The sequence below is a fragment of the Pseudomonas sp. GW821-FHT04D07 genome (assembly GCF_059420225.1).
On the sequence record NZ_JBWKTH010000003.1, the window covers coordinates 1 to 21,469 of the forward strand.

21 protein-coding genes are annotated in these 21,469 nt (G+C 58.1%); 8 read left to right on the forward strand and 13 right to left on the reverse strand.

The window, feature by feature from the left end; translation table 11 throughout:
- From AC07T0_RS05985 to AC07T0_RS06005, 5 genes are all read right to left on the reverse strand, one after another.
- A partial coding sequence (locus tag AC07T0_RS05985; RefSeq protein ID WP_495000309.1) for an electron transfer flavoprotein subunit beta/FixA family protein occupies window positions 1-326 on the reverse strand: 326 nt, incomplete at its 3' end.
- Between the two features lie 62 nt (window positions 327-388).
- A complete protein-coding gene (locus AC07T0_RS05990) occupies window positions 389-1,591 on the reverse strand; it encodes a CaiB/BaiF CoA transferase family protein (RefSeq protein ID WP_495000310.1) in 1,203 nt (400 codons plus the stop codon).
- Between the two features lie 75 nt (window positions 1,592-1,666).
- A complete protein-coding gene (locus AC07T0_RS05995; RefSeq protein WP_248796494.1) occupies window positions 1,667-2,830 on the reverse strand; it encodes an acyl-CoA dehydrogenase family protein in 1,164 nt (387 codons plus the stop codon).
- A 66-nt stretch (window positions 2,831-2,896) separates the two neighbouring features.
- Window positions 2,897-3,493, reverse strand: coding sequence for a thiamine pyrophosphate-dependent enzyme (locus AC07T0_RS06000; protein ID WP_495000311.1), 597 nt, complete (start codon window positions 3,491-3,493; stop codon window positions 2,897-2,899).
- Complete coding sequence (locus AC07T0_RS06005; RefSeq protein WP_177104764.1) at window positions 3,481-4,020, reverse strand: thiamine pyrophosphate-binding protein; 540 nt, start codon at window positions 4,018-4,020, stop codon at window positions 3,481-3,483. The genes AC07T0_RS06000 and AC07T0_RS06005 overlap by 13 nt, the downstream gene beginning before the upstream one ends.
- Window positions 4,021-4,586: 566 nt before the next feature.
- On the opposite strand from AC07T0_RS06005, the gene AC07T0_RS06010 reads away from it, so the two are divergent.
- Entirely contained in the window at window positions 4,587-5,891 is a 1,305-nt protein-coding gene (locus tag AC07T0_RS06010; RefSeq protein ID WP_495000547.1) for a dicarboxylate/amino acid:cation symporter, read from the forward strand.
- Between the two features lie 205 nt (window positions 5,892-6,096).
- Here AC07T0_RS06010 and AC07T0_RS06015 read toward each other — a convergent pair whose 3' ends face one another.
- The 6 genes from AC07T0_RS06015 to AC07T0_RS06040 form a co-directional block, all read right to left on the reverse strand.
- Entirely contained in the window at window positions 6,097-6,759 is a 663-nt protein-coding gene (locus AC07T0_RS06015; protein ID WP_495000312.1) for an RraA family protein, read from the reverse strand.
- An 81-nt stretch (window positions 6,760-6,840) separates the two neighbouring features.
- A complete protein-coding gene (locus tag AC07T0_RS06020; protein ID WP_495000313.1) occupies window positions 6,841-8,187 on the reverse strand; it encodes an MFS transporter in 1,347 nt (448 codons plus the stop codon).
- Window positions 8,188-8,448: 261 nt separating this feature from the next.
- Complete coding sequence (locus AC07T0_RS06025; protein ID WP_495000314.1) at window positions 8,449-9,345, reverse strand: LysR family transcriptional regulator; 897 nt, start codon at window positions 9,343-9,345, stop codon at window positions 8,449-8,451.
- Window positions 9,346-9,456: 111 nt separating this feature from the next.
- Complete coding sequence (locus AC07T0_RS06030) at window positions 9,457-10,671, reverse strand: pyridoxal phosphate-dependent aminotransferase (RefSeq protein ID WP_495000315.1); 1,215 nt, start codon at window positions 10,669-10,671, stop codon at window positions 9,457-9,459.
- Window positions 10,668-11,330 (reverse strand): RraA family protein, encoded by a 663-nt coding sequence (locus AC07T0_RS06035; RefSeq protein ID WP_495000316.1) that lies wholly within the window; start codon window positions 11,328-11,330, stop codon window positions 10,668-10,670. Before AC07T0_RS06035 ends, AC07T0_RS06030 begins: the two co-directional genes overlap by 4 nt.
- A complete protein-coding gene (locus AC07T0_RS06040) occupies window positions 11,327-11,995 on the reverse strand; it encodes an RraA family protein (protein ID WP_248796486.1) in 669 nt (222 codons plus the stop codon). The genes AC07T0_RS06035 and AC07T0_RS06040 overlap by 4 nt, the downstream gene beginning before the upstream one ends.
- 105 nt (window positions 11,996-12,100) lie before the next feature.
- On the opposite strand from AC07T0_RS06040, the gene AC07T0_RS06045 reads away from it, so the two are divergent.
- Both AC07T0_RS06045 and AC07T0_RS06050 read left to right on the forward strand, forming a co-directional pair.
- Window positions 12,101-12,994: a LysR family transcriptional regulator gene (locus tag AC07T0_RS06045; RefSeq protein ID WP_495000317.1), complete on the forward strand. Its 894-nt coding sequence runs from the start codon at window positions 12,101-12,103 to the stop codon at window positions 12,992-12,994.
- A gap of 158 nt (window positions 12,995-13,152) precedes the next feature.
- Window positions 13,153-13,971, forward strand: a complete 819-nt coding sequence (locus AC07T0_RS06050) for an alpha/beta fold hydrolase (RefSeq protein ID WP_495000548.1) — start codon at window positions 13,153-13,155, stop codon at window positions 13,969-13,971.
- Between the two features lie 33 nt (window positions 13,972-14,004).
- Here the strand turns inward: AC07T0_RS06050 and AC07T0_RS06055 are convergent, their stop codons facing one another.
- On the reverse strand, window positions 14,005-15,381 hold the full coding sequence (locus AC07T0_RS06055; protein WP_495000318.1) for an MFS family transporter: 1,377 nt from the start codon (window positions 15,379-15,381) through the stop codon (window positions 14,005-14,007).
- Window positions 15,382-15,879: 498 nt separating this feature from the next.
- Here AC07T0_RS06055 and AC07T0_RS06060 point away from each other — a divergent pair, with 498 nt between their 5' ends.
- The 4 genes from AC07T0_RS06060 to AC07T0_RS06075 all read left to right on the forward strand — a co-directional run bounded on the left by AC07T0_RS06060 (window position 15,880) and on the right by AC07T0_RS06075 (window position 19,717).
- Window positions 15,880-16,821, forward strand: a complete 942-nt coding sequence (locus tag AC07T0_RS06060; RefSeq protein WP_218222407.1) for a LysR family transcriptional regulator — start codon at window positions 15,880-15,882, stop codon at window positions 16,819-16,821.
- A gap of 87 nt (window positions 16,822-16,908) precedes the next feature.
- Window positions 16,909-17,628, forward strand: a complete 720-nt coding sequence (locus AC07T0_RS06065; protein ID WP_495000319.1) for an alpha/beta fold hydrolase — start codon at window positions 16,909-16,911, stop codon at window positions 17,626-17,628.
- 498 nt (window positions 17,629-18,126) lie between these two features.
- Window positions 18,127-18,330, forward strand: a complete 204-nt coding sequence (locus AC07T0_RS06070; RefSeq protein ID WP_495000320.1) for a 4-oxalocrotonate tautomerase — start codon at window positions 18,127-18,129, stop codon at window positions 18,328-18,330.
- Window positions 18,331-18,406: 76 nt separating this feature from the next.
- The gene (locus AC07T0_RS06075) at window positions 18,407-19,717 is read left to right on the forward strand and encodes an NAD(P)/FAD-dependent oxidoreductase (RefSeq protein WP_495000321.1); all 1,311 of its coding nucleotides are present in this window, start codon (window positions 18,407-18,409) and stop codon (window positions 19,715-19,717) included.
- 12 nt (window positions 19,718-19,729) lie between these two features.
- Here the strand turns inward: AC07T0_RS06075 and AC07T0_RS06080 are convergent, their stop codons facing one another.
- Window positions 19,730-20,395 carry a GntR family transcriptional regulator gene (locus AC07T0_RS06080; protein ID WP_248796478.1) on the reverse strand — a complete coding sequence of 222 codons (666 nt, stop codon included), beginning with the start codon at window positions 20,393-20,395 and terminating at the stop codon, window positions 19,730-19,732.
- A 193-nt stretch (window positions 20,396-20,588) separates the two neighbouring features.
- Between AC07T0_RS06080 and proC the strand changes: the two genes are divergently transcribed.
- Window positions 20,589-21,380, forward strand: coding sequence for a pyrroline-5-carboxylate reductase (proC, locus tag AC07T0_RS06085; RefSeq protein WP_495000322.1), 792 nt, complete (start codon window positions 20,589-20,591; stop codon window positions 21,378-21,380).
- Window positions 21,381-21,469 lie beyond the last annotated feature (89 nt).

Here is a 21,469-nt window from a genome sequence, read left to right on the forward strand (position 1 = left end):
TGTTCCTTGTCGACAACGGCTTTCAACAGTTTGGCCACGGCCAGGGAGGTCAGCTCTTCAGCCGATTCAACCAGGATGGCACGGTCGGCACCCAGGGCCAGCGCGGTGCGCAGTTGCTCCTGAGCGGTGGACGGACCAACGGAGACGACGACGATTTCAGTCGCGACGCCTTTTTCCTTCAGGCGTACCGCTTCTTCCACTGCGATTTCGCAGAACGGGTTCATCGACATCTTGACGTTGGCGAGGTCGACGCCGGAATTGTCCGCCTTGACGCGAACCTTGACGTTGTAATCGACAACGCGTTTGACAGCTACCAGGATCTTCATTGGGCAGGGTTCTCTCGAAAATCTTTGATCGTTGCAGTCAGACTGCTTGTTATCAGCATGTGCTAAATCGCCCCGGCGACGTGCATTTGTTTGATTTGCTCCGTTCCCAGCCCCAGTTCTCTGAGCACCTGCTCGGTGTGCTGGCCAAGACCCGGAACAGCATCCATCCGGGGTTCGAACGCGTTGTTGCTGCCGGGTGGAATCAGGCTGGGAATGGGACCGGCAGAGGTTTCAACTTCTCGCCAGCGCCCTCGAGCCTGAAGTTGTGGATGGTTCCAGACACCTTGCATGTCGTTCACTCGCGCATTGGCGATTTGGGCATGGTCCAGTCGATCAATCACTGCATCGAAGCTGAGGGTAGAGAACGATTTAATGATCAGTTCGCGTAGCGCGTTACGGTTTTCGACACGCTTGAAGTTGGCGGAGAAACGCTCGTCCTTGGCCAGTTCGGGTTGAAGCAGCACCTTCTCGCAGAACAGCTGCCATTCACGCTCGTTTTGCAGTCCCAGCATCACGGTGGTGCCATCACCGATCGGGAACGGACCATAGGGGTAAATGGTGGCGTGCGCAGCGCCAGCGCGCGGTGGTGGCGGTGCGCCGTTATAGGCGTAATACATCGGGTAGTTCATCCACTCGACCAGGCTTTCCAGCATGGACACATCGAGGTGGCTGCCTTCGCCGGTACGTTCACGCAACAGCAGGGCAGAAAGAATACCGGTGTAGGCGTACATGCCTGCCGCGATGTCGGCGATCGAGCATCCGGCCTTGGCCATTTCTTCATCGCCTGGACCGCCGGTGACCGAGAGGAATCCGCCTTCGCTCTGGATCAACAGGTCATAGGCTTTTTTCTTTTCATAGGGACCACCGACGCCATAACCTGAAATGTCACAGACAATCAGACGCGGAAAACGCTTATGCAAGGCCTCAAAGGACAACCCCATTCTTGCAGCCGCGCCGGGCGCCAGGTTCTGCACCAGGACGTCGGCGCCGGCCAGTAAGCGGTCCAACACCTCGCTGGCAGAGTCCTGCTTCAGGTCCAGGGTCAGGCTCTCTTTCGAGCGATTGGTCCAGACGAAGTGCGAGGCCAGGCCGTTGACGCGCTGGTCGTAGCCCCTGGCGAAATCGCCTGTGCCTGGGCGCTCGACCTTGATCACGCGCGCACCGAGATCGGCCAGTTGTCGGGTGCAGAAGGGGGCGGCAATAGCATGCTCAAGGCTGACGACGGTGATGCCATCGAGCGGACGCGGACCTTTGGGTTGGCTCATGAGTGTTATCTCTCTGGTCATGGCTCCCCAGCGGCGCCTGCCTGGGCTGACGCGCCGGGTTGTTGCGCCGATCACTTAGAAGGAGCGCGGCAGTTCGAGCAGGTGCTCGGCCACGTAGGACAGGATCAGGTTGGTCGAGATCGGCGCCACCTGGTACAGGCGGGTCTCGCGGAACTTGCGCTCGACGTCGTATTCGCAGGCGAAACCAAAACCGCCGTGGGTCTGCAGACAGGCATTGGCCGCCTCCCAGGACGCCTTGGCCGCCAGGTACTTGGCCATATTGGCGCTGGCCCCGGCGTTCTGGCCGCTGTCGTATTCCTCGCAGGCGCGCCAGCGCATCAGGTCGGCGGCCTCGATCTCGATATGCGCTTCGGCAATCGGGAACTGCACGCCCTGGTTCTGCCCGATGGGCCGGCCGAACACCACCCGGTCGCGGGCATAGGCGCTGGCTTTTTCGATAAACCAGCGACCGTCGCCGATGCACTCGGCGGCGATCAGCGTGCGTTCGGCATTCAGGCCGTCGAGGATGTAGCGAAAGCCCTTGCCCTCTTCGCCGATCAGGCTGTCGGCGGGGATTTCCAAGTTGTCGAAGAACAGCTCGTTGGTCTCGTGGTTGACCATATTGGCGATGGGCTGCACGGTCAGGCCGTTGCCGATGGCCTCGCGCAGGTCCACCAGGAAAATCGACATGCCTTCGGATTTCTTCTGCACCTCGGCCAGCGGCGTGGTCCGGGCCAGCAGGATCATCAGGTCGGAATGCTGGACCCGCGAGATCCAGACCTTCTGCCCATTGATCACGTACTTGTCGCCGTGCCTGATCGCGGTGGTCTTGATCTTGGTGGTGTCGGTGCCGGTGGTGGGTTCGGTGACACCCATCGATTGCAGGCGCAACTCGCCACTGGCCAGCTTGGGCAGGTAGAAGCTTTTCTGCGCCTCGCTGCCGTGGCGCAACAAGGTGAACATGTTGTACATCTGGCCGTGCACCGTGCCGGAATTGCCGCCGCAGCGGTTCACTTCTTCAAGGATCACCGAGGCTTCGGCCAAGCCCAGGCCGGAGCCGCCGTACTCTTCGGGAATCATTGCCGACAGCCAGCCGGCGTCGGTCAGGGCTTTGACGAAAGCCTCGGGAAAACCCTTCTCTTCATCTATCTTGCGCCAGTAGGCGGCATCGAATTCAGCGCACAAGGCGCGCACGCCTTCGCGAATGGCATTGAGTTCTTCAGAGTTGCGGTCAGTCATTATTATTCTCCTCAACGCGTCACGCACGGCATTGGCCCTGCGTGAGCGGGTTCGGGCATGGAGCAATCAGATCGGGTTGAAACCCAGCGCAGCGCGAAAGCGATTTTTGACGTAGTGACCATCACGCGGTGGCAGCACCCGTGGCGGGTTTTCCGCCTTGATCTTGATCGTCGCGAGCTTGACGCCATCGCGCGTTGCGAAGCGCTCGCGCAGGTTATGTACACCTTCCATGTCGCGGACTTCGTCGGTCCAGCTGAAGCCGCAGGTCTTCGCGACTTGATCAAGCTTGATACCGAAGCCGGCATGGCTAACCTGCATGCCGGTTTCACCGAAATGGCCGTTGTCGAGCACGGCGATGGTCAGGTTGGCGGGCTTTTGTAGCGCAACGGTGGCCAGGGCGCCAAAGCCCATCAGCAGTTCACCATCACCAGTGACCACGACCACCGACTTGTCCGGCTGGGCGTTGGCCAGGCCCAGGCCGACAGTGATCGCGCTGCCCATGGCGGCCCAGAGGTAGTAATTCAGGTCGTGGTCACCGGCGGCCATGACGTCATAGGACGCTGACCCCAGGCCGGTCACGACCAGCACGTCTTTGCGGTCGGCCAGCAGAGCCTTGACCACTTCGCGACGGCACAGGGTGTGGTTTGCGCTTACTTGACCCATTTCTTTTCTCCAATCAGGCGCTGACCGAGCAGCAGGGCACAGGAAGAGTCACCGTTGAATGCCATGGTCGCCGCGCCGTGCAGCAGCGGGGCGACGTCTTTCGGATCATCGGCACGCCAGGTCATGACCTTCATCAGGTTCAGGGAGGCCTCGGTGGCCTGGCCCATGGGGTTTTGCCAAGCGTTGAATTCGGCCCAGTCGCCGCGCATGGTGACCACCATCAGCAGTGGGAAGCCGGCGCAGACCTGAAGCGCCAGGGTGTTGATGCAGTTGCCGACACCGCTGGATTGCATCAGCAGCGCACCCCGTTCACCGCCGAGCCAGGCACCGGCGAGGTAGCCGATCCCTTCTTCTTCGGTGGTCAGGACCACGGCTTTGATGTCCGGGTCGGCATACGACATGCGGATAGCGGCCGAGTGACCGGCATCCGGTACGAAGACCACGTGTTTGACGTCGTGGGCCTTGAGCACGCGGAATACGTCCTCCTGCCAATCCGTCCCTACGGTTTGTTCAGCTTCTGTTGACATGTCAGTCTCCCAAGCGGTGCTGCTTTTGTGTTTTCACACATTCTGGGAGGGATGGAAGGCAACGACGACTACCGTTTTTGTCTTTGAGATATGCCCATTTTCTATAGCTCGGCTGTGGATCCGCTGGGTATTGGGAAATTGTGATAGCCATACGTTATTGGAAGGGTAAAACCTGATCGCTGTGGATTGAGGAGTAGGTTCAAGGCTTTAGTGTACGGCGATACAATTTAGGCATATCAGCTAGAGCGTGATCCGCTCTTATTAGGAAGGCAGGACTAGGGTAGTTTTCGGCTACGTCGCAACAGCACTTGGCCGACGCCACTACAACAATAAGATCCGAGGGTTGCACCTATGTATAACAGCCTCCTGCAGTTGGCTTGCCCCGTCCTGTCCTCTGTCCATGATCTGTTTCGCCCGCATCCACCCTCGGTCTGCCGGTACCGGCATTTCGCACTTGCCTTGTTCATTCCTTAGTTCGTCGGTTGCACACCGTCCTTTGATGGCTGTTGCCTGATCAAGGGGGTGTTGTTCCCGGCTATTTCCAGAAATACAACAACAGGTGCTCTATGAAAAACAGGCTACCGGCTGCGGCAGGCATTCTGATCGCCATGCTGCTGGGGATCTTTATCGGCTACATGATTTTCCTAAACGTCCCGGACAAGGCGATGGCCACCAAGGTCGCCGGTTACATCTCGATCGTCTCGGATATCTTCCTGCGTCTTATCAAAATGCTCATCGGCCCGCTGGTCTTCTCTACTCTGGTGGTGGGCATCGCGCATATGGGGGATGCAAGCGCCGTAGGCCGGGTATTCGGTAAAGCGCTGGGCTGGTTCGTCACGGCTTCATTACTTTCACTGTCGGTGGGGCTGGTCATGGCCAACCTACTGCAGCCCGGGCACAACCTGGGGTTGCCATTGCCAGATGTGAGCAGTGTGACCAATCTGCAAACCTCGGTGTTCACCCTCAAGGATTTCGCCACGCACTTGGTGCCCAGATCTTTCGCGGAGGCCATGGCCACCAACGAAATTTTGCAGATCGTGGTGTTCTCGATATTTTTTGGGGTCGCCCTGGCCTCCCTGGGCAAGAAGGCCGAGCGACTGGTGAATGTCATTGAGGATCTGTCCCACGCGATGTTGAAGGTCACCGGTTATGTGATGAAACTTGCACCGCTGGCGGTGATGGCGGCCATGGCCGCGACCGTGGCGGTCAACGGGCTCTATATTCTGGTGAAGTTCGCGGTCTTCATGCGCGACTTCTATTTCGGGCTGATCGTGCTCTGGGCGATGCTGGTATTTGCCGGCTGGATGTTTCTGGGGCGGCGTGTATTCAAATTGGTGGTGCTGATCAGAGAGGCTTTCCTTCTGTCTTTCGCCACGGCCAGTTCCGAGTCGGCTTACCCGAAGCTTCTCCATGCGCTGGATCGTTTTGGGGTCAAGCGCAGGATCTCGAGCTTCGTCATGCCCATGGGCTATTCCTTCAACTTGGATGGCTCGATGATGTACTGCACATTCGCGGTATTGTTCATCGCGCAGGCGTATGGCATCGAGATGTCCATCGGTACCCAGATCAGCATGCTGTTGACGCTGATGCTCACCTCCAAAGGCATGGCTGGCGTGCCGCGTGCTTCGCTGGTGGTTATCGCCGCTACCCTGACCCAGTTCGATATTCCCGAAGCGGGTCTGCTACTGATTCTGGGGGTCGACACCTTCCTTGATATGGGGCGGTCGGCGACCAACGCTGTGGGCAACTCCATTGCAACGGCGGTGGTGGCCAAGTGGGAAGGGCAGTTGGTGAGCGAGGATGAGGCCGAACGCGCCGGTGCGCTGCTGGGGGCGTCGGATCGGGTCGGGGAGAAACCGCTGACGGTCTGATCCGTTCGGGGCACGGGTGCAGGATAAGAGGGTGAGCATTCACAAACGTGGTGGCTCACCCTTTTCGTTTATCCGAGGGAAGGTAGGTGATCACGCCAGCGTTATTGGCAAGGACGCAGGATGCACCTGCAGATATAAAAAACCCTCACATTGCGCTGTCGTGGGCAGGCAGTGAGGGCAAAAGGGAAAACGGTGTAGGTGACGCTCAGGACTTGCGTTGCAGGGTGTGGTAGCCCAGTGCCGATCTGGCTTCCCTGAGGGATTTTCCTTCACTGAGCAAGGCCCGGATGTTGGCTTCCACCGCTTCGATCGCGCGGGCAGACGCAGCCACTTCATGGGCGCGATCCCGGGGCACGATGACCACGCCGTTGGCATCCGCAACCACGATGTCCCTGGCGCAGACGCGGGCCTGACCGATGGAAACCGGTTGATTGACCGACTCGACTTCGACCCGATCCTTACCGGTGCGCATGAACCGGCCTTTGCTGAACAATGGGTAGCCATCGCCCAGAGCCTTGCTGACATCCCGGCAGACACCATCGATCACGGTCGCGGCAATCCGTTTACTCCCGGCATATTGGGTCATGATGTCACCCCAGACGGTGCAGTCGGTGCGTCCATCGTTGTCGATGACCACCACATCGCCTTCGGCCACGTCGTCGATGAAGTCGCCGACCGTCCCGGGCGGGCTACTGGCGGTGACGTAGCGCACGGTGAATGCCGGGCCAACGACTACCTGGCGATAGTTATCCAGGGGCATGACGCCCAGGCACTGGCCAGGCAGGCCCAGTTTGTCCAGGGCATCGGACACTCCTGGCGTATCCAGGCCTGCAAACAGCGCAACCAATTCTTTGTCTTGGGGGGACATGTATAACGCCTCGCAGTGATGACAGAATCGTTCATGCAGAAGCCGCTCAGACGAGCGGCTCGGTTTTATTCGGGGCTCGATTCAGGCAGGGGTATTCGATCGTGCCCTTGGTTCGGAAATGGTCAGCAAAATGATGAAACTCATAAATGAGCCAATCGCCAGCCAGGCAAACACATAGTTCCAGCCATAGTTGTCCAGCAGCAGTCCGGTGATAAAAGGCGTGGCCGCGGCGCCTAACTGACCAATCATATTCACGATGGCGTTGGCGATGGGGAAGGTCTTTTTGGTGGCCAAGCCCATCGGGTAGACCATGTAAGACGAGTAGCCCAGGCTGAGGACGACGCCGGTCAGCATCAGTAACAACCCATAAGGCAGCGGTTCAGCAGGCGAATTGATCAGCAGGTACATCATCAGCGATGTGCCCAGCGCTGACAGCAACATGCCGGGCTTGCGCCGTCCACCCAGCATCCGATCCGAGCAGAAACCGCCGATCAGGTTACCGAGGACGGCCCCGACCCATGGCGCTGCCGATACCAGCCCCATGTTCATGATCGAGAATTGTTTGACGGTCATCAGATAGGTCGGAATCCAGGCCAGCAAGACGCTCGATACGCCCAGTTGGAAGCAGTAGCTGGTGGCGCAGCCCCAGATGTTCCAGGAGGTGAACACCTGCTTGTTGGTTTCCAGGGGCGCTTCATGACGAGCCCGGATGAAACGATCAAGTCTATCCAGCCATGCCGGGGTCTTCTGGGGGCTGGTTTGCTGGGCCGTCTGGAGGCTGTCGGTTGCTTCGGTGATGTAGTTGAGCTCGGCTTCGTTGACGAACCGGCTGCGGGAAGGGTGATTGGTGACCATGAAATACCAGACCACCGCGAGGACGATGCCGGGTATGGCGAAAAAGTAGAAGATTTCTCGCCAGCCCCAGACCGAAATAATCACGGCACAGAGTGGCGGTACGATCACGGGGCCGAACTTGACCGCGGACAGGAAGATCCCCGACGCCGTGCCCTTTTCTTGCGGGGGAAACCAATTGTTGATGGTCGTGGTCATGCTGATCGGCAGCGGACCTTCAGCGATGCCAAGGCCCAGGCGATACAGTTTAAGGGCAAGCAGCGAGCTGGCCGTCCCCACCAGGCCGGTCAGCAATGAGGTCAGTACCATGGCGCCTGGCAGGATCTTGCTGACACCAAAACGGCCGAAGGCAAAGCCAGAAGGGACTTGTGCCAAGGCATAAGCCAGTAGAAACATGCTGACCAAGCCGCCAGCCTCAGCATTGCTCATGTCGAACTCTTTGCGAATAAACGGCAGAGCGACACCCAGGTTGGCCCTGTCGGCGGCAGCGATGGTGTAAATCAGAAAGATCAGGGCCGCAACCACCCAGCGGTAATTGCTGCGCACAACAGGTTTCATGACTTCGGGCAGGGACATGGGTAGACCTTATTTTTCTATCAGTGTTGTCCGGCCAAAGTAATGATTGTGAATCTGCAAAAAAAGCGACAAATACTCCTTCCAATAAATCACTTTTATTGATGGAAGCACCCTATTGAATGCGCGCTTTATAGAATGCACAGGTAAAAACTGGGCTGACGACCCGTCGGGATGACGCGGTGAGGCGCACGGGGAAGATCACCCTGTAGCGGGCTCCGCTCGCGCCAAAGCATCGTTTTTCTTTTTACCCCTGGCGCCGAGCTACAGCACCATGCGGCTGAAGTCACAGCACTGCGCTGCCAGTCGCGCCACTTCGACGCTCAGGCCCTGCAGGCGATCGGCACGGTGTACGGCGATGTAGTGGATGGGAGGCAACGCCGGCTCGGTTTCGATGATCTGCAGCCGACCCTGCGCCACCAGTGGCGAGAGGCATTGGCGGGGCAGGTAGCTGATACCGATGCCGGACAGGGTCAGACCCAGTTGAGCGATCAGGTAGTTGCTTTTGATTGTACGATTGACGCGGACGTCGTTCTGGGCGAGCCAGCGCTCGTAGATCAAGCCTGTACCGGAGCCTCCTCCCTGAGTCAGTACGGTGTATGAGGAAATGGCCTGCATGTTCATGATCTCATTACCCTGGTGCAATGACGGCGCACACATCCAGGCGTTCTCTACCGAGCTCAGCGGAGTACTGACGAAACGAGCATCGGCAAAAATGTCGGGCACGATGATCAGGTCGAGTTGATCGCTCTCCAATTTTGTCACCAGTTCGGTACTGAGCTCGATCGAGGGTTCCAGTACCACTTTGGGATAAGCGCTGCGTATACCCTCGACCAGTGCGGGCAGCCACGTCATGGCAGTCAGTTCGGTGACGCCGATGCGAAAGCGCCTGACCAGTACTTCCTTGGAGCTGACGCGTTCAAGCAGGTAATCGCGTTGGCGCAGAATCTCCGAGGCCTGCTCGAACAGCTCGGTGCCTTTTTCCGTCAGGCGTGCGCTGCGTTTGGAGCGATCAAAAATGGGCATGTCAAAGGCCTCTTCCAGCTCCTGGATACGCTTGGAGATGGCGGACTGGGACATGTTCAGTTTCATGGCTGCGGATTCAAAGCTACCCAGTTCTACAATCCAGTAGATCGCTTCCAGTTGTTTGAACGTGATCATTGCTCAGGCTCGATTGAAAAAAAGTGATCCATTATTGATGAAATTCATCGAGTCTGTCTGATCAAAAAAACGAAACCCGGCGATGGCCGGGTTCGTTCAAACACACTGGGGTCAGTGTAAAGCGTTACAAAACCTGCGGATGGCTTCACAAGCCTGGCGCAAGGAGACGTCATCCAGGGCGTAGGCAATGCGAATGTATGGACCAAGGCCAAAGGCGCTGCCATGCACCACGGCGACATTTGCTTCGTCGAGGAGGGCATGGGCCACATCCTCATCTGTGAGCAGCACTCGTCCCCCCGGCGAGGTCCGGCCGATCAGCCCGGCGCAGGAGGCGAACGCGTAAAACGCCCCGGCTGGACTGACGCATTCAAGACCTGGTGTGTCGTTCAGCAGCGCCACCATCAAATCGCGACGCCCCTGGAACGCGGCGCGGCTTTCGCGGATGAAGTCCTTGGGACCTTCCAGCGCAGCCAGTGCGGCCTGTTGTGAGATCGAGCTGGCGCCTGAGGTTTGTTGACCTTGCAGCTTTTCCATGGCATCCAGCAGCCAACGTGGCCCTGTGGCAAAGCCGATGCGCCAGCCGGTCATGGCATAGGCCTTGGACACACCATTCATGGTCAGGGTACGGGGTGCCAACCGTGGTTCAACCTGGGCCAAGGTATGGAATGGCTGATCATCGAAGATCAGGTGTTCATAAATGTCATCGGCCAGAATCAATACGTGAGGGTGGGCCAACAGTACCTCCGCCAATGCCTGGAGTTCCTCTCGGCTGTAGACCGCGCCGGTCGGGTTGGAGGGCGAATTGAGGATCAGCCAGCGGGTCTGCGGGGTGATCGCGGCGTGCAGTGCCGAGGCGCTCAACTTGAAACCGGTATCGGCATCACAGGTGACGATTCTGGCTTCACCACCGCACAGTTGAACCATTTCCGGGTAACTGACCCAGTAGGGCGCTGGCACGATGACCTGGTCGCCCTCGTTCAGGGTCGCGGCCAGGGCGTTGTAGATCACCTGTTTGCCGCCGTTGCAGACCAGCGTGTCCTGCCAACTGACGTCCAGGCCGTTCTCGCGGCGGAACTTTGCCGCCACTGCTTCGCGCAATGAACGGACACCGGCAACCTGAGTGTAACGGGTGTGACCGTGTTCGATGGCGGCAATGGCTGCCTCACGTACGTGCTTTGGGGTATCGAAGTCAGGTTCGCCGGCGCACAGGGAAATGATTTGCGCCCCTTGCGCCCGTCGTTCCGCCACGCGATCCATGATGCGATAAGTCGCCGAAGGCTGCGCACTGGCCAGGCGTTGGTTCAGACGTTGAATATCGCTGTTCATGCTTTCCTCTGCAGCGTGTGGTAACCCAGGGCTGTCCGGGCTTCTTTCAGGGTTTTGCCTTGGGCGATCAGGGCGCGAATATCCGCTTCAATGGCTTCGATCTGGCGGGCACAGGCCGCCACTTCGGCCGCTCGTTCACGCGGCACGATGACCACGCCATTGGCGTCGGCCACCACGATGTCACGGGCGCAGACTCGGGCGCTGCCGATGGACACCGGCTGGTTGACTGACTGCACCTGTACGCGGTCCTTGCCGGTGCGCATGAAACGGCCCTTGCTGAAGATCGGGTAGCCATCGCCCAGGGCCTTGTTCACGTCTCGGCAAACCCCGTCGATCACCGTGCCGGCAATCCGGCGTGTACCGGCGTACTGGGTCATGATGTCGCCCCAAACCGTGCAGTCGGTACGGCCACCGTTGTCGATGACCACCACGTCGCCGGGCGCCACGTCTTCAATGAAGTCGCCCACGGTGCCGGGTGGCACGCTCGCCGAGACGTACTGCACGGTGAATGCCGGGCCGACGATCACCTGGCGGTAATTGTCCAGTGGGGCGATCCCGAGGCATTGACCGGGCAGCCCGAGCTTGTCCATGGCATCGGAGACGCCCGGGGTGTCCAGGCCTTCAAACAAGGCGACCAGGGTTTGATCTTCAATATTCATCGAGCGTGCTCCACATGGATGGCTTCGAACTGGGTGTCATGCATCACTTCGGCCACCGAGCGACCGCTGCGCACCGCTTCGACCATGCCGTCCTGGCGGCGGGCAATACGTTCTCCGAGGTCGAGTACCTTTTCAATTTCGGCCTGGGGCACGAACACCGTGCCGCAGGTATCGGCGATCACATAGTCGTCTTCACTGACGTCGACGCCAGCCACGTTGATCGTCACTGCCGCGTCGATTTGCACCACCCGATTGCGCGCGCTGATCATCGTTACGCCACGGCCATAGACCGGGTAACCAATCGCCTCGCTGCCGTCGATATCGCGACTGAAGCCGTCGATCACCGTGCCGCGCACCTGCTTGGCGGACGCGGCATTGGCCAGGATATCGCCCCAGCAGGAAATGCCTTCGGTACCGCCGGAGATCACCAACACACGATCATTGCTGACAATCCGTTCAACCACCGGAGTGATCAGGTGCACAGTAGGGACGTTGTCGGACTTTGGGCCCAGCAGCACGGTACTGGCCCGGCCGATGATCTTTGGGCAGTTCCACAGCGGGCGTAGCCCCACCGTGGCGCCGGGCAGGCCGAGGAAGTCGAGCGCATCGGACACGGTGTTGGTGTCCAGCGCCGCCAAGCGTTCGAGCAAACTCTTGTGGGGCATGGGGGAGTCTCTGTGATGACGGAGGTGCCCAGTTTCGATGAGATAATTTAATAGGTATATTACTAATCACAGAAGCTTTACATACGCTAAACCTATGGATTACCCATGATTAATTTCCGTCTGATTCGTCATCTCTGGCTGTTCCTGGCGGTTGCCGAAGAGCAGAATTTTGGTCGTGCCGCCAAGCGTCTGGGCATGTCTCAGCCACCGCTGAGCGAGCAGATCCAGGTCCTGGAACAGGCGCTAAAGGTCACGCTCTTCGAACGTTCGCGGCGCGGGGCGAAGCTGACCCCGGTCGGCGCCGCGATCCTGCCGGCGGTACGCAAGTTCGCCGAACAGTTGGAGCGTCTGGAACTGGCCGTGGAGGAGGCAGTGGCGGGGCAGTCGGGCGTGTTGACCATTGGGGCGATCTCGACGGCCATGTTTGACGTGTTGCCAGGTTTGATTGAGCAACTGAAGAGCGAGTACCCGCACCTCACCGTGTCCGTGCGGGAAATCGACAGCGTTGAAGCCGTTCCGGCGCTGGAGGCCGGGGATATCGACCTGGCCTTTGCCCGTCTGGATGGTGATCTGGGGGCGTCGGTCAAGTCGCTGCCTTTGACGGAGGATCGTCTGGTGGTGGCGCTACCCAGTGATCACCCTTTGGCCTCGCGTAAGCGAATCAGTCTATCGAGCCTGGCTACTGAACCCTTGGTGATGTTCTCTCGAAAGGTCAGTCCGGTGTATTTCGACAGCTTGATTGCTACTTGCCGGGCCAGCGGTTTTTCCCCGCGCGTACTGCATGAAGTGCGTTCTGTTGCTTCGCAGATTGCCTTTGTCAGTTGTGGGCAAGGCATCGCGCTGGTACCGGCTTCGCTGAAGAAACTGGCCCCCGACAATGTGGTGTTTCGAGCGCTCAGCCAGAAGCTCAATGTTGTGATCACTGCGATGGCCTGGAATGCGGACCGACTCAATCCGCTGGTGGAGGAGGTCGTTGCCAGGCTCCGGGCCAAGGCGTGAGTTGACCAAAGGCGGGGGCGAACATCAGTCGATAGGTTTGGCGTATGAAAGCCTTTCCGAATTAGGAATTTACAGCTGGCTCGATTCCCTTGAGATTGTGTTCCTTATTGCCGGTAACCCGGGTTCGGCGCAGCCTTTTCGCTCAAGGATTCACTAACGTGCTTTCATCAGAAACGTTCACTCACGCGCAACTTCCATTGACGGTTGAAGGGGTTCAACTGAACGTCGCAGCCATTCATCGTGAGGGTGCCTTGGAGCCGATTGTGTTCCTGCATGGTTTTGGTTCGACCAAAGAGGATTACGCCGACATCGTGCAGCAGACCGCATTCGCTGGTCATCCCTTTGTCGCGTATGACGCGCCGGGGTGTGGCGAGAGCCAGTGCAGCGACCTGTCGAGGATCTCCATTCCCTTTCTGTTGCAGACGGCATTGCAGGTGCTGGAGCATTTCGGCATCGAACGCTTCCATCTGGTCGGTCACTCCATGGGCGGGCTCACCGCGCTGATATTGGCCCATCTGTGCCCAGGGCGGGTACTCAGCTTCGTCGATATCGAGGGCAATATTGCCCCGGAAGACTGCTTTCTCAGCCGACAGATCGTCGATTATCCGGCGGATGATCCCGAGGTGTTTTTCGCCGCGTTCATCGAGCGCGCCCGGCATGCGCCGGCTTATGCCAGCGCACTTTACTCGGCAAGCTTGCGGCACAAGGTTCGGGCCGGTGCTGTGCGCGGGATTTTCCAGTCGATGGTCGATCTTTCCGATAACGCCGACCTGATGGGCAAGTTCCTCGGACTGAAATGCCCGCGCCTGTTCATGTACGGTGAGCAGAACGCTTCACTGTCCTATCTTTCGCAGATTCAGGCCGAAGGCGTGCGGTTGGCACCCATCGCCCAGTGTGGACACTTTCCCATGTATTCCAACCCGATCGCGATGTGGCAGCAGATCGCTGATTTCCAGGCGGATAGCCTTGCCAGGTAAGTCCGATTTTCCTGACGGCTCCCTTTCAAGTTTTCAGGCTCTTGTCGCGTGCAGCCTTAAACAACCTTTGAGCCCTGCACGCTCTTCAATTTCACCTGAGCCGCTGATGTACCCATAGCGCGACAGATTCGGCATCAACATCGAGGCGATGAACGTAATGGTCACGATCGCCGCGACGTAGATGAAGAAGTACTCCTCTATACCCTGTGATCGAAGCGACAAGGCAACGTATTCGGCGGTGCCGCCGAACGCTGCGTTACCGACGGCATAGGGAAAGCCCACACCCAATGCTCGTACCGCCGGAGGGAAGAGTTCAGCTTTGACGATTCCGGCAATGGGTGTGTAGAACGATGCAATGGCCAGACCAGCAAAGACCAGTAGGAATGCCGTAAATGGGCTATTCACCGACTGCAGCGAATAGAGCAACGGAATCACGAATAGCATGGCCAGCCCGGAAAACATCAGCATATGAGCCTTGATCCCGATGCGGTCGGCCAACAAGCCGAACAGCGGCTGGCAGAGCATGAAACAGACCAGGGCGGCCGTCATGATGAAACTGACCGTTTCTGGGCTGAACCCGGCGGAGATCACCAGGAACTTCTGCATGTAGGTGGTGAAGGTGTAGAAGTACAGCGAACCGCCGATGGTGAACGCCACCACCAGCGCGACGGCCCGTTTGTGTTTGAACATGCCGCGCAAGGAGCCGGCATCTTTGCGGGCCATGTCTTTTTTGCTGGCGGTTTCATGCATCGAGCGTCGCAGATACACCACGACGATTGAACTCAGGGCACCGATGAAGAACGGAATCCGCCAGCCCCATGTATGCAATTGCTCGGCACTGAGGGTCTGCTGGAGAATGACCACGGTCATCAAGGCCAACAGTTGACCTGCGATGATGGTGAGGTACTGGAAGGAGCCATAGAAGCAGCGACGGCCGGGTGTCGCGATTTCGCTGATGTAGGTGGCGCCGGTGCCGTACTCCGCGCCGACCGACAAACCCTGAATCAACCTGGCGACCACGAGCAGAATCGGCGCTGCGACCCCTATGGTGTCGTAGGTTGGCATGATGGCAATCAACAGTGAGCCGGCGCACATCATGAACACCGAGATGATCATCGAGGTCTTGCGGCCGCGAGTGTCAGCGAGCCAGCCGAAAATCCAGCCGCCGAGTGGGCGCATAAAAAAACCAACAGCAAAAACACCGGCGGTTGCCAGTAGTTGGCTGGTGGTGTCCCCTTTGGGGAAAAACGAAGCGGCAAAGTAGATGGCGGTATAGGCGTAAATGAAAAAGTCGTACCACTCCACCAGATTGCCTGAGCAGGCACCGATGATTGCCTTTATGCGGCTTGGGGTATCCATGGGACCGGTCTGGGCAGCGTGTTTTTTTGAGCCTGTGATTGATGTCGACATGATGTTCACCCTTTCTTCAAGGCGAGGCGTTACGAGGCGCACGCTGATGCGTGCCCGACGTGACTGACTCGATGGATTGATCGGCTTAACGAAGAGGCGTGAGTCCGCTCTCTGTCCGGCTTTCTGAAGAGAAGGGGGAGGGAGGATGCACGAGAGAGGCAAACGGTTCGTGGCCCAGAAAATTCGAATAAGCCAGGTCAGAACAAACGGTGGAAATCATGGCGCGAGCCCTCGAATCTTATTTTTGTAGTGAGTCGAGCGCTCTTTGGCGCTGACGTTGATTGCACGCTACCGCAGAGTGAGGAGGGCAATAAGCCGTCAAGCAGGCCTAACTGATATACCTAAATTCTATAGCTGCACATGCAGCCCTGGCAGGTAGCGGGATACAGCCCGATCGAAGGCCTCCAGGCCCCGCAGCACGTGGTGTGCAGGGCACTCCAAGGTTCGTAAATACGGTTACACTGATTATCACTTTCGGCGCATATCGCGCCGAGCTCGATGCTGACTGGCCCGGTAATGGATGTTGTTCAACTCAAAACCTTGATTCATGTGGCCGAGCTGGGCAGTCTCAGCAAAGCCTCGGACCGTCTTCATATCGCGCAACCGGCACTCAGCCGGCAAATCAGAATGTTGGAGAAAGAGCTCGGCGCCTACCTGTTCGAACGACACGGACGCGGGATGGAAATTACCGATGTCGGCCGCGAAGTGCTGGCTCACGCGACTCGCATCATGGAGGAAATGGAGTCGATTCGGAGTTCGGTCGTCGGTGGCAGGTCGTCTTTTCGCGGAACGGTTGTCATCGGCACAACGCCGACGGTTGCCCAGATTGTCACTGTGCCACTGGTGCGCAAGATCCGTGAGGCGCATCCCAATCTTGCCGTCAGGTTTTCCTCGGCCTTCAGCGGCTACTTGCTCGATTGGGTTCAGCGCGGTGAGTTGGAACTGGCCATTTCCTACGACCCTCAACCGCTGCATACGCTTCGAATCGTGCCGGTGATGATGGAGAACCTGCTGCTGGTTGGCCCCGCCAGTGCCAACTTGCGCATCGATACGCCGGTGTCCTTCGAGTCTTTGGCCGAGCAGCAGTTGATATTGCCCAGTGCTCGGCACGGCCTTCGCGTGATCATGGATAACTGTGCACGGGAAGTCGGGATCAAGCTCAAGACCAGTGTTGAGGCTGACTCGTTCGGCGCGATGATCGATCTTGTGCGCCATGGTTTCGGTTTGACGGCCTTGCCACTGGCGTCGATCTACTCGCAGGTAGAAGCCGGCGAGCTGTGCGCTGCACCGTTAGTGGATCCCGTGCCCATGCGCAAACTGGTTCAAGTTTTCCCGGCGGACAGACGCGTCAGTCCCGCGGCTAAATTTGTTGGCGATGCCTTTATCGAAATTGCCGCTGATCTGGTCGATCGAAAAATCTGGGCGGGATACATGCTTTGAGTCATCGGCTGATGTGTCTGCCCTGTGCGCCTGACCCCTGTAATAACTGACCAACTTTGACCAACACCTTTTGAGGGAGCCCCCCCGTTGGCCTTCAACAATACGCCACTCGTACTCATCCCCGGATTGCTATGCGATGAGCGCCTATGGGCGCATCAAAAGGTTGCACTGGAACACGCCAGGCCCATCTGTATTCCCGATGTCTCTCTTGATGCCAGTATTGCGCAGATGGCGGAGCGAGTACTGGATGAGGCCCCTCCGTGTTTTGCGCTGGCGGCCTTGTCCATGGGCGGTTATGTGGCCATGGAAATCATGCGCCGAGCGCCTGAGCGGGTGATGAAGCTGGCCCTGATAGACACCATGGTGCGACCGGATGATGAGGCCCGAGCCAAGGCGCGACGTGGCCTGCTGAGTCTTGCCGAACTTGGTCGGTTCAAGGGGGTCACGCCGCAACTGCTGCCCAAACTCATGCATCCCCGTTGCATCGGTACCGCTGTTGCGGACACCGTCCAGGCAATGGCGCACGCGATAGGCAAGGAGGGTTTCGTTCGGCAGCAACAGGCAATTATCGACCGCGCGGACTACCGACCCGTGCTGGAAACGATTGCAGTACCTACCTTGATCGTGGTGGGGGAAAACGACGAGATCACGCCGCCGGCAGAGTCCGAAGAGATTCATCGAGGTATACAGCACTCACGTCTGATACTGCTACCTGAGTGCGGGCATCTGCCGCCTCTGGAGCATCCGCAGTTGACGACACAACTGCTGAGTCGATGGCTTGATGCTGAACTGCTCATCGGACACTGATGTTTGCTGTTTCGGCGTTGGAAGCTGGCATCGTCACCGCTCACGCAGGTCAGGCCTTTTTTACATGGCTCCCGGCGCTTTCGATGATGCCCATGAAAAAAGTGATCCGCGCATGCGCCAGGCGCGGCTCACTCACCTCGACCCCGTGCCATTGCGTGTGCTGAGTAGGTTGCGGATAAGCACGGAATGTTGTTCCAGCGCAGATTCCTGGATTTCATTCGGCACCCTGGTTGCCAAAAAGGACGATATCGCGCGCATTTGACGAGGTGCAACCCGGGTAGCCTTTGGGTTGTGATATTTAGTCCATGTAAATAGTATACGATTGCTAAATTTAGGATACGTTTGCTATGATCGATGCAACCGCAGGGTTACCCCGGCGATTTTTGAGTGGTCAGGTATGCCCTTAAAGATGCTGAACAGAAAAGCGCGTGCCGATAAAGCGGTATACGAAAAACACAATTCAAATACTTCAGTCTTGTGCTGAACGAGGAGATCGCAATGCCCACCGTTCGCGTTGAACTAAGCCCGGGTCGCCCCCATGAGCAGAAGCGAGAATACGTCGAGCGGGTTACCCGCCTGACCGCTGAGGTACTGAATTGTCCCGTTGAAAGTATTGACGTCATGTTCGTGGAAATTCCTTCTTACGATTGGGCGCGCGCAGGCAAGTTTTTCGGTCAGCCTCCGGCCGACGTGGCTGAGTAACGTAAGTCGGTTAGGTCGCAGGAAGGTTTCCGCTAGCACAGGACCTCCCGATCCTGAAAATGCTGAGGTTTGAGTCATGAGTAGTCGTCACCATGCTGCTTTATTGGGTGAGCCCCTCGAGATGCCGTCGTCGCTATGGTCTGCTACCGCGATAGCCGGGCCAACATTGAAGTCGCTGGATCGCAGCGAAACAGCCGATGTAATCATTGTGGGTGCCGGATTTACCGGCCTTTGCGCGGCGATTCGTCTGGCAGAGGCGGGCCTTACTTGCATCGTGTTCGATGCAGCCGAGCCGGGCTGGGGGGCTTCCGGTCGGAACAATGGGCAGGTCATTGCGGGGCTGAAGCAGGATCCCGACGTTATCGAGCGGATTTATCCTGGTGAGCAAGGACGCAAGCTGGTGCAGTTCGGCAGCGAAGCACCTGCTCAGGTGTGGAACCTGATAAAACAGTACAAAATTAACTGTGCTGCCAACCACCATGGATGGATTCAGCCTGCCTACACTGGGGTGGGGTTCGCTGCGGTCAGGTCGCGTTATGACGCGTGGCGGGGTCGAGGCGTGGACACTCGTCTGCTCGAAGGCTTCGGGCTTCATCAATTGCTTGGCACCACCAAATACAGTTTGGGCTGGTTCGACCCCCGCGGAGGATCCGTCCAGCCATTGAGTTACGCACGCGGCCTGGCGAAAGTCGCGGTTGATCTTGGGGTCCGAATTTTCGCACCGTCAAAGGTCGAGGCCTTGACCAAGAAGGGCAACAGCTGGGTTGCGTCGTGCGGGCAGTTCCGCGTACAGGCGCGACACGTACTGGTCGCAACTGGGGCCTACGCTGAAAAGCTGGTTCCCAGGCTCCGAACCTCTTTCGTTCCGGTACGCACCGCTCAGGTCGCCACGCGTCCACTGGCTGACTCGATGCGTAAAGTCATTCTGCCTCAAGGGCATGTCGCCTCAGACACTCGGCAATTGCTGACCTCCTTCCGGCTGTCCCCGGATGGTCGATTGGTCATGGGCGGTTCGGGGGCTACAGCCGGCCTGGATCATTCGGCCATCGTTCCTTACCTGCACAAGGCGGGGCAGGAGCTTTTCGGTCACATTGGGCGCCTGGAGTGGGATTTCCACTGGAGCGGTTTCTTCGCGGTGACGACCGATCACCTACCGCACGTTCATGAGCCCGAACCTAATCTTCATATCTCCGTCGGTTGCAACGGGCGGGGTATCGCGGTCTCCACGTCTCTGGGTATCCAGTTGGCGAACCGGATTCTTGGGATGGCTGCTACCGAATTGTCGGTGCCCGTGTCGTCCATAGGCACGGTCAATTTCCATATGTTTCGAGGTCTTGGCGTCAAGGCGGCAACGCTCTACAAGCGGTTGCAAGATCGAGTGGGTTAGCGATTGGCGGGCTCAGGCTACCGTCTCACGCATCGCGTGTCGAAAGTAGCCCTGAACCTCTCTTTGAGTCTGTTCTATGTGCTTGCGCAACAAGGCGACGGCTGCAGAGCTATCGCCTTGCTCGCAAGCATCGAGGATGTGGATATGTTCCTGATGAGAGCGCGCATGGCCGGCAACGCCGGAAACGCGAAGGCGCAACATGCGACCCATGTGGTCCTGGACGGAACGGATCATGGCAACGAGGCGTGGGCGATTGGCCGGGGCGTAGAGGCACGCGTGAAATCTCATGTTCAGGTCGCTCCAATCCTCCTGGGTCATCGCCTGATCATATGCGGCCAACAACTGACGAGCCTTGGCAAGGTCAGAGGAGGCCATGTTCGGGACCGCAAGCTCCAGTGCCCGACACTCAAGGGCCAGGCGCATGTCCAACATCTCGATGTAATCCCCGACGGTCAAGGTCGCGACAGTAGCGCCTGCGTTCGGTGTGAGTATCACCAATCCTTCGGATTCAAGTCGGCTGAGGGCCTCACGGACTGGAATTTTGGATACCCCGATCACATTGGCGATTTCGTCCTGGCGGATAGGAGCGCCTTCCGCCAGGACGCCAGCAGTGATCCTTCTCTTGATCTCGTCGTAGGCTTTTTGCGCGGCGGTAATGGCTTTTTTCGTGTCAGGCATGACTTCACACATCTCAGTCGAACGCCGGTTGGGGCGTCATTTTTTGCATATCAATAAAAGTATACCAAATCACGAATTCTAATAAAATTTTGAGTTTGTCAGATTGCACTGCGCTCAGCAGTTCATTCGATAGGAAACACCATGCCAGCCTGATGTCCATGGGCTGAGAAGAAATAAGTTTGGGGGAGAAATAATGAATGCGTTGTTCTTGGGTTACGGAAAGATGGGAAGTGCCCTGGGAGAGTCCTGGTACGCCAGTGGCCTAGTCGAGCGTCTGGTGGCGGTTGACCCCGGCCTTCCACGAGGTATGTCGGCAGAGGTTGTCGGTAGCGCCGCTGACCTTGTTGATGAGGCATTTGATGTCATCGTCCTTGCCGTAAAACCGGCCATGGCGCGCCAGGCTATTGCTTCCTTGCCCACCAGGGCATTGTCCCGTGCCGTATTGATTTCAGTCATGGCGGGCGTTAGCTGCGCGCAACTGTGTGATGCAGCGGGCAAGGATGTGCCGGTTGTGCGCGCGATGCCCAATACGCCTGTCATGGTTAATCAGGGGTGCACCGGCTTGTACAGCGTTACCTTGAGCGATGCGGCGAAGCGTAGACAAGTCAAGAGCTTGTTCGACGCCGTTGGCGTTGCTGTATGGCTAGAGCGCGAAGGGCTACTGGATGCGGTGACTGCTATCAGTGGCAGCGGCCCTGCTTACTACCATCTGTTCAGCGAAGCCCTCTGTAACGCAGGCATTGAACTGGGCCTTCCAGCTGAGTTGGCCCGGATCCTGGCCGCTCACACTGCCCGTGGTGCTGCCGAGTTGCAGTGCAAGTCCGACGTGAGCTTCGTGGCGCTCCGCGAGGCGGTCACCTCTGCCAATGGCACCACCGCTGCAGCGATCGCCCAATTTGAAGCGCAGGATCAGCTACGACGACTTGTCAACGCAGCGGCTCAGGCAGCTCACGACCGGTCGATCGAACTGTCCCGGCAGGGTTGAAGCATGAAGAACACCTAGGTCGCCAGTTACGAATGGACGGCGCTGATAACAACAAAAAACGGACAACATCAATTCCCGACTGCCCTGAC